Annotated in this window: 14 protein-coding genes and 1 pseudogene; 5 read left to right on the forward strand and 10 right to left on the reverse strand. The window is 64.1% G+C overall.

What is annotated here, in order from left to right; all coding sequences use genetic code 11:
- Positions 1 to 111: 111 nt before the first annotated feature.
- A complete protein-coding gene (locus AC066S_RS11155) occupies positions 112 to 1449 on the reverse strand; it encodes an MFS transporter (protein WP_478269665.1) in 1338 nt (445 codons plus the stop codon).
- A gap of 81 nt (positions 1450 to 1530) precedes the next feature.
- Between AC066S_RS11155 and AC066S_RS11160 the strand changes: the two genes are divergently transcribed.
- The gene (locus tag AC066S_RS11160) at positions 1531 to 2010 is read left to right on the forward strand and encodes a ribosomal maturation YjgA family protein (protein ID WP_167767297.1); all 480 of its coding nucleotides are present in this window, start codon (positions 1531 to 1533) and stop codon (positions 2008 to 2010) included.
- 37 nt (positions 2011 to 2047) lie between these two features.
- On the opposite strand, the gene AC066S_RS11165 is transcribed toward AC066S_RS11160, so the two are convergent.
- The 3 genes from AC066S_RS11165 to AC066S_RS11175 form a co-directional block, all read right to left on the reverse strand.
- Positions 2048 to 3214, reverse strand: a complete 1167-nt coding sequence (locus AC066S_RS11165) for a winged helix-turn-helix domain-containing protein (RefSeq protein ID WP_126260520.1) — start codon at positions 3212 to 3214, stop codon at positions 2048 to 2050.
- A 104-nt stretch (positions 3215 to 3318) separates the two neighbouring features.
- On the reverse strand, positions 3319 to 3564 hold the full coding sequence (locus tag AC066S_RS11170; RefSeq protein ID WP_478269828.1) for a hypothetical protein: 246 nt from the start codon (positions 3562 to 3564) through the stop codon (positions 3319 to 3321).
- Between the two features lie 119 nt (positions 3565 to 3683).
- On the reverse strand, positions 3684 to 3920 hold the full coding sequence (locus AC066S_RS11175; protein ID WP_126260576.1) for a hypothetical protein: 237 nt from the start codon (positions 3918 to 3920) through the stop codon (positions 3684 to 3686).
- 370 nt (positions 3921 to 4290) lie between these two features.
- Here AC066S_RS11175 and AC066S_RS11180 point away from each other — a divergent pair, with 370 nt between their 5' ends.
- Positions 4291 to 4932: an OmpA family protein gene (locus AC066S_RS11180; RefSeq protein ID WP_126260522.1), complete on the forward strand. Its 642-nt coding sequence runs from the start codon at positions 4291 to 4293 to the stop codon at positions 4930 to 4932.
- A gap of 53 nt (positions 4933 to 4985) precedes the next feature.
- Here AC066S_RS11180 and AC066S_RS11185 read toward each other — a convergent pair whose 3' ends face one another.
- Complete coding sequence (locus tag AC066S_RS11185; protein ID WP_478269666.1) at positions 4986 to 6416, reverse strand: phospholipid carrier-dependent glycosyltransferase; 1431 nt, start codon at positions 6414 to 6416, stop codon at positions 4986 to 4988.
- A 51-nt stretch (positions 6417 to 6467) separates the two neighbouring features.
- Between AC066S_RS11185 and AC066S_RS11190 the strand changes: the two genes are divergently transcribed.
- Positions 6468 to 7169: a FecR family protein gene (locus AC066S_RS11190; protein WP_164718941.1), complete on the forward strand. Its 702-nt coding sequence runs from the start codon at positions 6468 to 6470 to the stop codon at positions 7167 to 7169.
- A gap of 2 nt (positions 7170 to 7171) precedes the next feature.
- Complete coding sequence (locus AC066S_RS11195) at positions 7172 to 8356, forward strand: hypothetical protein (RefSeq protein ID WP_478269667.1); 1185 nt, start codon at positions 7172 to 7174, stop codon at positions 8354 to 8356.
- Positions 8357 to 8505: 149 nt separating this feature from the next.
- On the opposite strand, the gene AC066S_RS11200 is transcribed toward AC066S_RS11195, so the two are convergent.
- The 3 genes from AC066S_RS11200 to AC066S_RS11210 form a co-directional block, all read right to left on the reverse strand.
- Positions 8506 to 8994 carry a VOC family protein gene (locus AC066S_RS11200; protein ID WP_126260526.1) on the reverse strand — a complete coding sequence of 163 codons (489 nt, stop codon included), beginning with the start codon at positions 8992 to 8994 and terminating at the stop codon, positions 8506 to 8508.
- A gap of 39 nt (positions 8995 to 9033) precedes the next feature.
- Entirely contained in the window at positions 9034 to 9462 is a 429-nt protein-coding gene (locus AC066S_RS11205) for a VOC family protein (RefSeq protein ID WP_478269668.1), read from the reverse strand.
- A 116-nt stretch (positions 9463 to 9578) separates the two neighbouring features.
- On the reverse strand, positions 9579 to 10091 hold the full coding sequence (locus AC066S_RS11210; RefSeq protein WP_126260528.1) for a cupin domain-containing protein: 513 nt from the start codon (positions 10089 to 10091) through the stop codon (positions 9579 to 9581).
- A 129-nt stretch (positions 10092 to 10220) separates the two neighbouring features.
- Here AC066S_RS11210 and AC066S_RS11215 point away from each other — a divergent pair, with 129 nt between their 5' ends.
- Positions 10221 to 10439, forward strand: coding sequence for a CsbD family protein (locus AC066S_RS11215; RefSeq protein WP_126260529.1), 219 nt, complete (start codon positions 10221 to 10223; stop codon positions 10437 to 10439).
- An 87-nt stretch (positions 10440 to 10526) separates the two neighbouring features.
- On the opposite strand, the gene AC066S_RS11220 is transcribed toward AC066S_RS11215, so the two are convergent.
- Positions 10527 to 10991: an FKBP-type peptidyl-prolyl cis-trans isomerase gene (locus AC066S_RS11220; RefSeq protein ID WP_018323238.1), complete on the reverse strand. Its 465-nt coding sequence runs from the start codon at positions 10989 to 10991 to the stop codon at positions 10527 to 10529.
- Positions 10992 to 11051: 60 nt separating this feature from the next.
- Positions 11052 to 13344: pseudogene (locus AC066S_RS11225) on the reverse strand (xanthine dehydrogenase family protein molybdopterin-binding subunit).
- Positions 13345 to 13346 lie beyond the last annotated feature (2 nt).

Genomic DNA, 13346 nt, shown 5'->3' on the forward strand with positions numbered 1-13346 from the left:
TAAGGGTGCTATTGTAGGGTAGGCAAAGCGGCAGCGTGCCCACCAACCTGGCCAGCGTAGGGAAGATGGTGGGCACAGCGCGCAAGGGCGCGCCTTGCCCACCCTACAAGACTAATGCCCTACCCGCTCCTGCCCGGCGAACTCGTGCTTGCTGTCGTGGCCGCCGACGAAGACCAAAATACCGGCAAGCAGCGGCAGCAGGGCGAGCACGAGCAGGCCGGTCGAGGTCTGGCCCGTGGCTTCCTTGACCCAGCCGATCAGATACGGCCCGCCGAAGCCGGCAAGGTTGCCGATCGAGTTGATCAGGGCGATGGCGCCAGCGGCCGCGGTGCCTGAGAGCCAAGCGGTCGGCAGGGTCCAGAACACGCCGAAGCAGCAGAACACGCCAATGGCCGCGATCGTCAGCACCACCATCGTCAGGGCGGGATCGGTGAGAGAGGAGGACACGCCGAGTGCGACCGCCGTCAGCAGCAGCGGCGCGCCGACATGCATGACGCGTTCGCGCGTCGCATCGGAGTGCCGCGCCCACAGGATCATGGCGATGGTGCCGAACAGATAGGGAATCGCAGTGACGAAGCCGGTCTGGGTGTTGGTCAGCCCGAACGCCTTGACGATCTGCGGCAGCCAGAACTGCATGCCGTAGAGCGCCCCGACGAAGCCGAAATAGATCAGGCTGAGCGCAATCACCTTGGGCGAGGACAGCGCTTCGCCGAGCGAGACATGCTTCACCGCCTGCTTGGCAGCAATCTCCGAATCGAGCTTCGCCTTGAGCCAGGCCTTTTGCTCGGCCGAGAGCCAGTCCGCCTTCTCCGGCCTGTCGGTGAGATAGAACCAGGTGACGATGCCGAGCAGCACGGAGGGGATGCCCTCGATGATGAACAGCCACTGCCAGCCCTTCAGGCCCATCCAGCCGTCGAGCCCGAGCAGCAGGCCTGAGATCGGCGCACCGATCACGGTCGAGACCGGCACCGCGATGGCGAAGGCCGCCAGGAAGCGGGCGCGATATTCGGCCGGATACCAGTAGGTGAGATAGAGGATGATGCCGGGGAAGAAGCCGGCCTCGGCGACGCCGAGCAGGAAGCGCAGGACGTAGAAGCTGGTCACGCCGCTGACCATCGCCATCAGCGCCGAGATGATGCCCCAAGTCACCATGATGCGGGCAATCCAGCGGCTGGCGCCGAATTTCTCCAGCGCCAGATTGCTCGGCACCTCGAAGATGAAATAGCCGATGAAGAAGATGCCGGCGCCCCAGGAGAAGATCAACGGCGTGAACTTCAGGTCGGCATTCATGGTCAGAGCTGCGAAGCCGAGATTGACGCGGTCGAGATAGGAGAAGAAGTAGGCCAGCACCAGGAAGGGAATCAGGCGCCAGGAGATGGCGCGAATGGTCGAGGTTTCGATCTCCGACTTGATGGCTCCGGCGGAACCGGCATAGGTGGTCTGGCTCATGTCATCTTCCCGGGGTTGTTGCTTTTTTTCGGGTCAGCGGCCGTTTTCAGCATCGCGGGCAAAGAGTCAATGGAGCGAGCAATGCACGGGACGCAGCCGGATCAAGCCATTGCGCCGATGCAGAAGGCGATGATCCGCGCCGCTCTCGCCCTGATCGTCATCGCCTGCGGACTTTCCTTGCGCTGGTACGGCTTTCCGCTCGGGCTGCCTGCGTTCGTGGTGAAGTATGGCGGCTCGCTGCTATGGGCGACCATGGTGCTTCTGCTGGTCGGAGCTTTGCTGCCACGACTGACGCGTGCGCAGATCGCGGCGATTGCGGTAGCGATCGCGGCGGCGGTCGAATTCTCCCGGCTGGTGCACACGCCATGGCTCGATGCGTTCCGGCTGACGACGGCCGGCGCGCTGCTGCTGGGGCGCATCTTCTCGCTGTGGAATCTGGTGGCGTATGCTGTGGGGATTGCGTTCGGCATCTGGATCGATCGGCTCGCCACGACGCACGCTCTCGTGTGGTGGGCAAAGCGAAACGCGCCCACCACAAGCAGATGGTGGGCACGGCGCTAACGCGCCTTTGCCCACCCTACGAGACCGATGCCAAGCCTCACTCCGCGAGCTGAAACCGCTCGAACCGATCGAGCTCCTCCTCGATCCCCTGCTTCAACTCCTTGCGGCCCGCGGACTTCTTCCCCTGCCCGACCCAGGTCCATTTCTGCATCAAGAGCTTCTTGGCCTGCCGGTCGGTCTTCAGATCGAGCGCGGCGACGATCTCGTCGCCGACCAGCACCGGCAGCGCGAAATAGCCGAGCTTGCGCTTGGCCTTCGGCACATAGGCCTCGAACAGATGGTTGTAGCCGAAGAAGAGATTGGTGCGCTTGCGCTGGATGATCAGCGGATCGAACGGCGAGAGGATGTGGACCAGATCGGGCGAGACCGCCTCACTGTTCGGCTCGAGCACGGCGGGCGCGGCCCAATGCTCCTGCTTGCCGGCGCCGTCGATCGCAACGGGCACGAGCTCGCCGCGGCGGACGCGGGAGGCAATCAGACCGGCCACCGCCTTCTTGCGCGGCGCGTCGAGGTGGCAGATCGAATCGAGGCTCACCACGCCTTGCGAGCGCAATGCGCGGTCGAGCAGATAGGTCGTGATCTCCCTTGCCGAGGCTGGCCTCGGCAGCCTGTCCCAGCCGAAATGGCGCGCCATCAACTCGTAGGTCTTGAGCATGCCCTGCCGTTCGCTGACGGTGACGGCGCCGGTATAGAAGGCCAGCTGCAACGCCCGCTTGGAGGGCTTGCGGCTCTGCCACAGGTGTTCCTTCTCGACGAGCACGTCATCCTCGATGTCGCGGATCGTCAGCGGACCGGCCCGCAGCAGCCGCATCACCTTGCGCATGTCGGCGGGCTTCACCGAGGCGAACCATCTGTGCCCCTCGCGCCGATGCTCGCGCATCGCCGGCAGGAACATGCGGAAGTCGCCGGTCGGCACGTAGGAGAGCGCATGGGTCCAATACTCGAACACGCTTTTGTCGATGCTCTGGGCATGACGCAGATCGGCCCGGCGATAGGACGGGATCCGGCTGAACAGGATGTGATGATGGCAGCGTTCGATGACGTGGATGGTGTCGATCTGCACATAGCCGAGATGAGCGACCGCATCCGCGACGGCCTGTGCTCCCTGGCCGAACGGGGTGCGCTGATCCAGCCGCTGGGCGTGCAGCCAGATCTGCCGGGCCTGTTTCGTGGTGAGGGGATGGGGTTTGGGCGTGCGTGACATTGCAGAATGCAATGTAGCGAGATTCGCGCCAAGGCAAAGAAGCGGGAACGAAAAAGCCGCGCTGCCATCTGCTGCCAGCGCGGCCATGTGTGAGACGGCGGAGATTACTTCATCGCCATCGCCTTCTCGGCGTTCAGATAGTGCTTGCAGGCGCCGCGCATGTTGCCTTTGCTCATGTCAGAATTGGCCGAGGCCATCGACTTCCTCGCTGCGATCTTGCCCGGCGTGTCTTCGCCACCCATCCCGGCAACGACCTTTGCCATGTTTGCACTGGTGCACGCCATCTTGGCAGCCGACGCGGGAGTCAGAGCGAGTGCCACGAATGCCGTCGCAAGCAACAGGGTCTTCATCAAATTTTCTCCTCAAGAAAGGAAGCCGGCTTGATGCCGGCCACGCACGGACATTCTTCAGCGACAAATTTATCAAGGAGAAGACATTTTCCTTGCTGCGCCGCAGCGCCAGCGCATCATCAGCGTGCGGCTTTTGGGCGCTCCCCGACGCTACCGGTCGCGACATCTGGCTCACAGGAGGCCTTGCCGCGTCCCTCGGACTGGCAGCGATAGACCTCGCCGGTGAGCCGGTCGACCAGCCACATATTTTCCTCGGTCGGCGCTTCCAGCCCGACATAGCGGGAGGTCAGCCCCGCGATCAGCGTCGAAAGCAGAATCGCCACCGCGATCATCGCTGCGCCGATATAGATCGGCATTGAGCTCACGAACACCGTCCGATCCGGCGGGCCGCTGCGATGAGACTGGTTGTCACGTTGATAGTCGCGCGGCCTCAGCACTGGATGGAACTCAGCCCCTCTCACCAACAAAATGTCGAGTGATCGAAACGTGCTAGGCGGCCATCTGGACGAATTCTTGTTCGCGGGCCGGCCGCGAGGCGTCGCCTTTGCGACGATGGGGCAGTGCAGCTTCGAGGTTCCCAGCTGCGAATCAGGCCGCAGACGATCCAACCGGATCGGAGTCTTCGCCCGTAATCTCGAATGTGACGAAGATCACATCGAGGCCTTTGAACCTGCTCTAGGCTCGCAGCATCAAATCGCCAACAGGCGTAACAGCGAGGATACGACAATGACCCGTTTTGATAAGTTTTTTGGACTGAAGGCGATTACTTTCTCCGCCGCCCTGTCGATGACGGCGGGGCTGGCTCTGGCCGGCGACAACAACGTCTCCACTGGCCAGATCCTGGATGCACTGAAGCCGAAGCCGGCGACCCGCGGCCTGTCCGTCGGTCCGCAGACCGATACGACCGCACAGGCCAAGGAAGCGACCTTCCTGAATACCGTGCGCAATCGCTCGACCCGGTCGCTCTCGACGGGCGAGCGCGAGCAGATCGCCGAGCTCGCGGCGACCAAGCCGAAGATCGATCTGGAAATCCAGTTCGACTACAACTCGGCCGATATCGCCAAGACCTCGATGCCGTCGGTGCAGGCGCTCGGCAAGGCGCTGTCCGATCCGGCGCTCAAGGGCTCGACCTTCGTGGTCGCCGGCCACACCGACGCGACCGGCGGCGAAGTGTACAATCAAGGCCTCTCCGAACGGCGCGCCGACACCATCAAGAAGTACCTGGTGCAGAACTACGGCCTCAACGGCAACGATCTCGTCACGGTCGGCTACGGCGAGACCAAGCTGAAGGACGCAGCCAACGGCGCCGACCCGATCAACCGCCGCGTCCAGGTCGTGAACATGGACACCAAGACCGCGTCGAAATAACTCGTCATCATCGCGCGAACACGCCGCCTGCAGCAGCCCGGCAGGCGGCGATGTCATATCCAGCTCTGGAACAGCATCAGCCGGTTGAAGCTCCGCATCGAGGTGCCGATAAAGGCCGCCGAGATCGGCAGCATGACCGCAAAGCCGATCGCCGCAACCCCGACATAGGCCCAGAGCAGCCAGCGCGGCAGGCCGTCCCGGCGCAGCACATAGACCAGCGCGAGCGAGGCCGCGGTGGCGGCCGGCAGATAATAGTAGATGAAGCCCAGCGTGCGCGGCAGCAACGCCCAGGCGAGCCAGGGACCGAAATAGAACGCGGCGATCAGAAACGCATCCCAGCGGCGCTCGACGACGAAATCGCGCAGCACGAGCGCGAGCGCGAGAAGCGCCGGCCACAATACCAGCGGATTGCCGAGGAAGACGACAGCGGAGACATTGTCCTCCGCGGTCTTGTCGAACAGAAACCACACCGGCCGCGCGAGCAGCGGCCAGGACGGCCATGAACTCATGTAGGTGTGCCCGGCAATCGCGGTCGTGGTGTTGTCGGCGAAGATCCGGCGCTGCGCCTCGACCAGCTCCGGCACTGACACCCCATAGAGCGGAACGAAGGCGGCGAGATAAGCCACGGCTGGCAAGATGGCGAAGCACAGCGCGACATGATGCAACCGAAGGCCGGACCAAAGGTCCGGCCGATACCAGTCGTCCGGCTTCGCGTCGGCGAACAGCGTGCGCCAGCCCTGCATCAAGCGGACCACGGCAACGATGACGATGCAGACGCCGATCGGAAACAGGCCGCTCCATTTGCAGGCAGCAGCACAGCCGAACAGGCTGCCCGCGAGCGCGAACAGCGCCTGCGGCCGTTCTCGTCGAAACCCATGCATGAAGGCGGCGGTCGCGAGCAGACCGAACCCGAGCGCAAAGATGTCGAGCATGGCGATGCGCGCCTGCACGTACAGCATCTGGTTCAGCCCCGCGATCAGCGCCGCGGCGATCGCGGGGCCTTGCGCCGAGAACAGCGCGAGGCCGCATAGATAGATCGCGACGATCGCCAATGCGCCAAACAATGTCGCGGGATAGCGCCAGCCAAGCGCGTTGTCGCCGAAGGCCACCATCGAGATCGCGATCAGCTCCTTGGCCAGCGGCGGATGCATCGGATTGAGCATCGGCTGCGACATCGCCGGGGCCAGCATCTGCCGCGCCGCCGGCACGTAATGCACCTCGTCGAAGACGAATTTTTCCGGCGTCGTCAGACCGATCAACAGCGCGAGATGCGCGACCAGGAAAATCGCGACAGCAATGACTGCGCTCCGCGACACCTTGGGAACTGCGGATGATTGAAGCGGCTGCTGAAGGGCTGTTTTGCGTGGCAAATTTGCGTCACCGCGGACAAAAGTGAAAGCTTCGTTTTTCATTGAACGCATTCTGCCGCAACTGTCACTAAGCATGACGCACGTCCCGCGCCGCTTGTGATAATTCCGCCACATCACAAGCAAGCGCGATCCGGTACGATCAGGGACATATCGATCGGTTGCGAAATGAATCTGCGTTTCTGGCTTTTCCCCATTCTGTTGTCGGCCGCATTGTGCGCAGGTCCTTCCGCGCTGGCACAGACGCGCGTCGGCGAAGCCGTCGTGATCCAGAACGAGGTGGTGCGCGTCGCTGCGACCACGACGCCGATCAATGTCGGCGACAGCATGCTGCGCGACGAGACCGTGCGCACCGGCGCCGACAGCGCCGCGCGTTTCGTGATGGCCGACAGCACCAATCTGTCGCTCGGGCCGAGCGCGACGCTGAAGCTCGACCGCACCGTCTTCAACGACGAGCACAGCTATCGCGACGTCGCGATCCGCATGACCACCGGCGCCTTCCGCTTCGTTACCGGCAGCTCCGACAAGTCCGCCTACAAGATCACGACCCCGCTCGCGACCATCGGTGTACGCGGCACCACGCTCGACATCCTCTCGCAGCGCGGACGCTCCGTGGTCGTGCTTCAGGACGGCGCGGCCAGCGTCTGCACGAGAAGCGGCCAATGCCTGCAGCTCACCCAACCCGGCGACACCGCGATCATCACCTCGACCGGCGGCAAGGTCGGCATCACCAAGTCCAACACGCCGCCCTGGACCTTTGCCGCCAATTGTGCAGCGAGTGCCGGGCTGTGCGCGGTCAACCAATACGCCGGCGCCTCGCCGACCCTGACGCCTGCCGTCCAGGACGACGGCATGCTGTGCGGACGCTGACGATGGCAAAATTCACCGTCCGGCGCCTCATCCTTGCCGCTGCGCTGGCCGCAATCGCGGCGTTTGCGCTCGTCACTTTCAACGCCCGCCCGGCGGCTGCGCAGAATTCGGAGTGCGGGTCCGAGTGCGGTGAACCAGAGCCCACTCCGTCCCCGACCTATTCTCCGTCGCCATATCCGTCCCCGACCTATTCGCCGTCGCCTTCGCCGTCACCCACTCCGATCCCCTCCCCGTCACCGAGCCCTTATCCGTCGCCTTCGCCGAGCCCGTATCCTCCTCCGTCGGGACCGACCGGCGCGGATTCCAGCGGCAACTCGGTCGGCGGTCTTGCCAATCAGCGCTTCAACCAGATGATCACCAACCGGGTGCTCGGCACGGTGCTGCTCGGCGTCAACGAGCAGGTCAATTGCGGCGACTGCGTCAGCGCGTTCGGCTCGGCCGGCTCGTTCTCGGCCGGCATCCACGGCCGCAAGCAACTGACTAACAATCTGTCGCTGCTCGCCGGCATCGCTTACACGCACTACGAAGGGGGCGGCTACGAGATCACGAGCGCACCGATCGGCGCTTTTGCGTTACGCTATGACTTCACCGATTGGGGCTCGTCGCGCCCGTTCTTCGACGTCGGCACGATCCTGACGCCGTGGGAGAAGGCGCGCTACACCCGCAGCTACGACACCAGCCTCGGCCCGGTGAGCGTGACCAGCTCGACCAACGCCTCGAACTACGCCGTCTATGGCCGGGCCGGCTGGATCAGCCGCCTCTCGCCGCGCGACGAGGTCGCGGCCTCGATCGAGGTCTGGCAGCTCTGGCAACGCGTGTCCGGCTACAGCGACAGTGCAGTGGCATTCAATCCATTCAACGCCACCATCGCGACCGGCACCGACCGCACCAGCCTGGTCAAGATCGGCGGCCAGTGGACGCATCTGTTCGGCAGCAACGTCGAGACCAACATCAATGGCGGCTGGGTGCAGTCGTTTGCAAGTCACAGCGGCATCGTGGCAACCGTGACCGGCCAGGGCACCGTGGTGCCGACCATGGGCAACCAGGGCTGGTTCGAATATGGCGGCCGCCTCGGCTTCCGCGTGCAGAAGGGCTGGATCGTCGACCTGTTCGCCAACGGCACGCTCGGCCCGCAGCCGGTGGGCAACACCATCCACGGCGGCGTTGGGCTCAGGATCAATTATTAGCGGCGGCCAGCTCTCTTAGGGTGGGCAAAGCGACTTGTCCGCCGTAGCTCAAAGAGCGAAGGCGGAAGCGTGCCCACGACTTTTCTAACCAGGGATGGTGGGCACGGCGCAAGAGCGCCTTTGCCCACCCTACCGCACCGGCGCTGATGTCACGCCGCCGACTTGCCCTCGAACGCGCGGCGCAACGCGTCGACATCCAGCTTCACCATCTTCATCATCGCCTGCATCGCACGCGCGGCGGCGGCCTTGTCGGGGCTCGACAGGAATTCGAACATCACCTTCGGCACCACCTGCCAGGCCACGCCCCAGCGATCCCTGAGCCAGCCGCACTGCTCTTCCTTGCCGCCATGAGCGAGAAAGGCATTCCAGACGCCGTCGACCTGGGCCTGGTCGTCGCAATGGATCATCAGCGAGATGGCGTGAGTGTACTCCATCTTCATGCCGCCGTTGAGCGCGACCAGCGGCTGCCCGGCCACCGTAAACTCGACGACCAGCACGGAGCCCTCCTTGCCGGAAGGACCATCCGAGACGTTGCGCTGAACGTGCGTGATTGCCGAGTTTGGCACTAGTGAGGTGTAGAACTTCGCGGCTTCCTCGGCATCGCCGTTGAACCACATGCAGGGTACGACCTTGGACATCGTGAATGCTCCTCTAGGATTTGACGTCGGGTACGGCGATCAGGCATTCGCCATGGCGGGCTGCGGAGGGACAGCCGCCATATCCAGCCAGTTCACACCCCACATATGGCCATCCGGATCCTCGAAGCTGCGGCCGTACATGAAGCTGTATTCGTCCTTGGGGCTGGGATCGGCCACCCCGCCCGCGGCCTCGGCCCTGCCGACGAGATCGTCGACCTCGTGGCGGGTGTCGGCGGACAGGCAGAACAGGGCCTGGTTCGAGGTCTTTGCATCGGCGATCGGCTTGGGCGTGAACTGCCGGAATTTGTCGTGGGTCGTCAGCATCGCGTAGATGGTCTCGGAGAAGACCATGCAGCTCGCCGTGTCGTCACTGAATTGCGGGTTCCGGGTCGCCCCGATCGCCTCATAAAAGGCGGTCGCACGCTTGAGGTCGGTCACGGGCAGATTGAGGAAAATCATCCTGGGCATCGGAAGCTCCTTGGGCGGGGTTCTGCCCAAGGACGGATGGGCCGACAGCCATCCGACAGCGCTTCCGGATATTTTTTAAGGCCCCCTGCCGCGTCTGCGCAGGCGGCCCGTCAGGCCTATTTCTTCTCGTTCGGATCCCGATGCACCGGATCGATCCACAGCACGGTCTCGGGCTTCTCGACGGGCTCGATGTCGAGATTGATCGCCACGGCCTCGCCGTCGCTGCGCACCAGCACGCATTCCAGCACCTCGTCCGGGCTGGCGTTGATCTCCTGATGCGGCACGTAAGGCGGGACGAAAATGAAGTCGCCTGGGCCGGCTTCCGCGGTGAATTGCAGGCGCTCGCCCCACCTCATCCGCGCCTTGCCCTTCACGACGTAGATCACGCTTTCGAGATGGCCGTGGTGATGCGCGCCTGTCTTGGCATCGGGCTTGATGCTGACTGTGCCCGCCCACAATTTCTGCGCGCCGACGCGCGCGAAATTGATCGCGGCCGCACGATCCATGCCGGCCGTGGACGGCACGTTGGTATCGAGCTGGTTGCCGGGAATGACACGCACGCCGTCATGTTTCCAGCGATCGTCATGATCGTGATCATGGTGGGAATGCGAGTGGTCATGGCCGGTCATTGGGCTTGCTTTCTGTTGGTTCCGTGCGCGGCAAACTAACCCGAAGCCCCGCCCGCGAGCCATACCAAAATCGGAACTCTCTTAGCTGCGGGACGTTGTCCTCGCGAGCAAAATGAAAAGGAGAGTTTCATGGGCAGCACGACCGACAAGATCAAAGGTAACGCCAACGAGGCGATCGGCAAGGCCAAGCAGGGCATCGGTGAAGCCACCGGTTCCGACCGCCTGAAGGGCGAAGGCGCGGTGCAGGAAGTGAAGGGCAAGGGCCAGCAGGCCATGGGCGATGCCAAGGACGCCGCCAAGGATGCGATCGACCGCGCCGCGGCAGCCGCAAGGCGCGCGGCCGAGTGACGGCCCGGCAATCCGAATGCGAAAAGACCGGCCGAAAGGCCGGTCTTTTTGTTTCGACTGCTCTCTACGTGACGTCCGGCTACGCCGTCACTTCACCGCGAGCAATTCCACATCGAACATCAGCGTCGCATTCGGCGGGATCACGCCGCCGGCGCCGCGCGCGCCGTAGCCGAGCTGCGGCGGGATGATCAGCGTGCGCTTGCCGCCGACCTTCATAGAGGCGACGCCCTCGTCCCAGCCGGCGATGACGCGGCCCTTGCCGATCGGGAATTCGAACGGCTCCTTGCGATCGACGGAGCTGTCGAATTTCTTGCCCTTCTGGCCGTTCTCATAGAGCCAGCCGGTATAGTGCATCACGCAGATCTGGCCGGGCTGCGGCGAGGCACCGGTGCCGACGGTGGAATCAATGATCTGCAAGCCTGAAGCTGTGGTCATGGTCTTTCCTGCGGTCTGGGCCGAGGCCGTGGTGGAAACGAAATGCGACACGCCGGCGATCACGGTGATCGCGAGCGCCGACATCAGGGTGAGGAGCGCGCGCTGGAAACGCTGCATAAGGCACCTTCCGTTTGAGGCGGAAGGTGTCTAGCGCAACGCGGGTGGGGTTTCCACCCCTCACACCTCGATATTTTCCAGCCGGACCGGGAGCTTGCGGATGCGCTGGCCCGTAGCGTGATAGATCGCATTGCAGATCGCCGCATTGGTGCCGACATTGGCGAGCTCGCCGACGCCCTTCACGCCGACGGGATTGATGCGGTCATCCTGCTCGGACAGCAGAATGACCTCGACGTTTGCGACGTCCGCATTCACGGGCACGAGGTAGTCGGCGAGATTGTCGTTGACGTAGCGCGCATTGCGCTCGTCGATCTCGGTCGCCTCCAGCAAGGCCGAGGACATGCCCCAGATCAGTCCGCCCATCAGCTGGCTGCGCGCAGTGCGCGGGTTCATGATGCGGCCCGGCGGCGAAGGCGCCGACCAGGCGGGGGCAGCGGATTTCATGCGTGAAGCGATTGACGCGGACCTCGACGAACTCCGCGCCGAACGCATAGGCGATCTGGTCCTTCATCTGGTGACCGCCCACGAGCCGCACCTGCCCGCTATGCATGGCGCGGAAGGAATCCAGCGGCGCGCCTTCCGGCTTCCACTCGCCATATTCCTCGACGACGCCGACCCCGAGGGCGTCGAACGCCTTCTCCAAATCCAGCGGCCGGTCGCCCTTCGCTGCCTGCGTGGCCGGCGTCTGGCCGATACCAACAGTCTCCCTGGCCTTGTCCGTCAGGCTTTGGCCCGGCATCACCGCCTTGAACAGGCGCTGCCGGATCTGGTCGCATACCATCGTCACCACTGAGCAGGTGCTGGCCGTGGAGTTCGAGCCTCCGGCAACGGGGGCCGGCGGCAAATCGCTGTCGCCGATGAAGACCGCGACCTTCTCCAGCGGCACGCCGAGCCTTTCGGCCGCAGTCTGGGCAATGACGGTGTAGGCGCCAGTGCCGATCTCGTGGCCGGCGATCTCGACCCGGGTGCGGCCGTCGCGCTGCAGCCGTACGCGCGCTGCCGCGGGTCCCATATGCGCCGGATAGCAGGTTGCGGCACAGCCATAGCCGATCAGCCAGTCCCCGTCCGACATCGATTTCGGCTGAGGCGAGCGCTCCGCCCAGCCGAAAGTCTTGGCGGCCTCGTCGAAACAGGCCATCAGCGAGCGCGAGGTGTAGGGCTTGCCGCCGATGGGCTCGTTGGTGGTGTCGTTGATGCGGCGAAGCTCGACCGGATCCATGTTCAGCTTGACCGCGAGCTCGTCCATCGCGCTTTCCAGCGCGAACAGATACGGCACTTCCGGTGGCGAGCGCATGAAGCCGGGCGTATTGCGGTCGGCCCGCACGATCGAGACGAGGCTGTCGACATTCGGACAGGCATAGAGTCGCGTCGTCGTCTTGGTGCCGCCGACGCAATAGGCGTCGGGGCGCGACGACACCTCGGCGCCCTCATGTCTGAGCGCGACCAGCTTGCCGTCAGGGCGCGCGCCAAGCTTGATCTCGTGGCGGGTCTCAGCACGGTGAGTGGTGATGGTAAAGCCCTGGTCGCGGGTCGGGACCAGCTTGACCGGCCGGTTCAGGCGCTTGGCAATAGCCGCGATGATGGCGGTGCGCGGCGTCATCGAGCCGCGCGCGCCGAAGCCGCCACCGACATAGGGGTTAACCACGCGCACCTTGTCGGCGTCGATGCCGAGCTGTTCGGCGACCCCATACTTCAGGCCGTAGACGAACTGGCTCGGCTCGTAGATGACGAGCTCGTCGCCCATCCAGGAGCAGCTCGTCGAGAACAGCTCCATCGGATTGTGATGCTGCGTCGGCGTCTCGTAGGAGGCGGTCAGCTTGACCTCGGCCTCGTCGAATGCCTTGGCGAAATCGCCGACTTTCGGGTCTTCCTTGAACTGGGCATTCTGCCCCTTCGCAGCCGCAATGGTCGTCCCGGGCGAGTCGAAGGTCGCGCTTGGCGTGGTGGCGGTGTAGCTGACCTTGACGCGGTTGGCGGCATCCCGCGCGGACTCGTAGGTCTCGGCAACGACAACCGCGATGATCTGGCCGTCATGGGCGATATCGGCCGATTTCAGCGGCTGGATCGTCGTGCCCGCATAGCCGCCGTTGCTGAAGAGCTTGGAGTCCTTCAGCTTCGGTGCGTTTTCGTGGGTGACGATATCGATCACGCCGCGGACACGCCTGGCCTCATCGAGATCGAGGCTGTCGATCCGCCCCCTGGCGATGGCGCTGGTGACGAGGAAGGCATAGGCGGGGTCGGAGAGCGGCATGTCGGACGCATAGGTTGCGCGTCCCGTCACCTTTACGACCGCGTCATAGCGCGGCACGGGCTGGCCCATATTCGTCTTCGGCTGGGGAGCAGCAGCGGTCATGA

The sequence above is a fragment of the Bradyrhizobium sp. CFUWI genome (genome assembly GCF_056429085.1).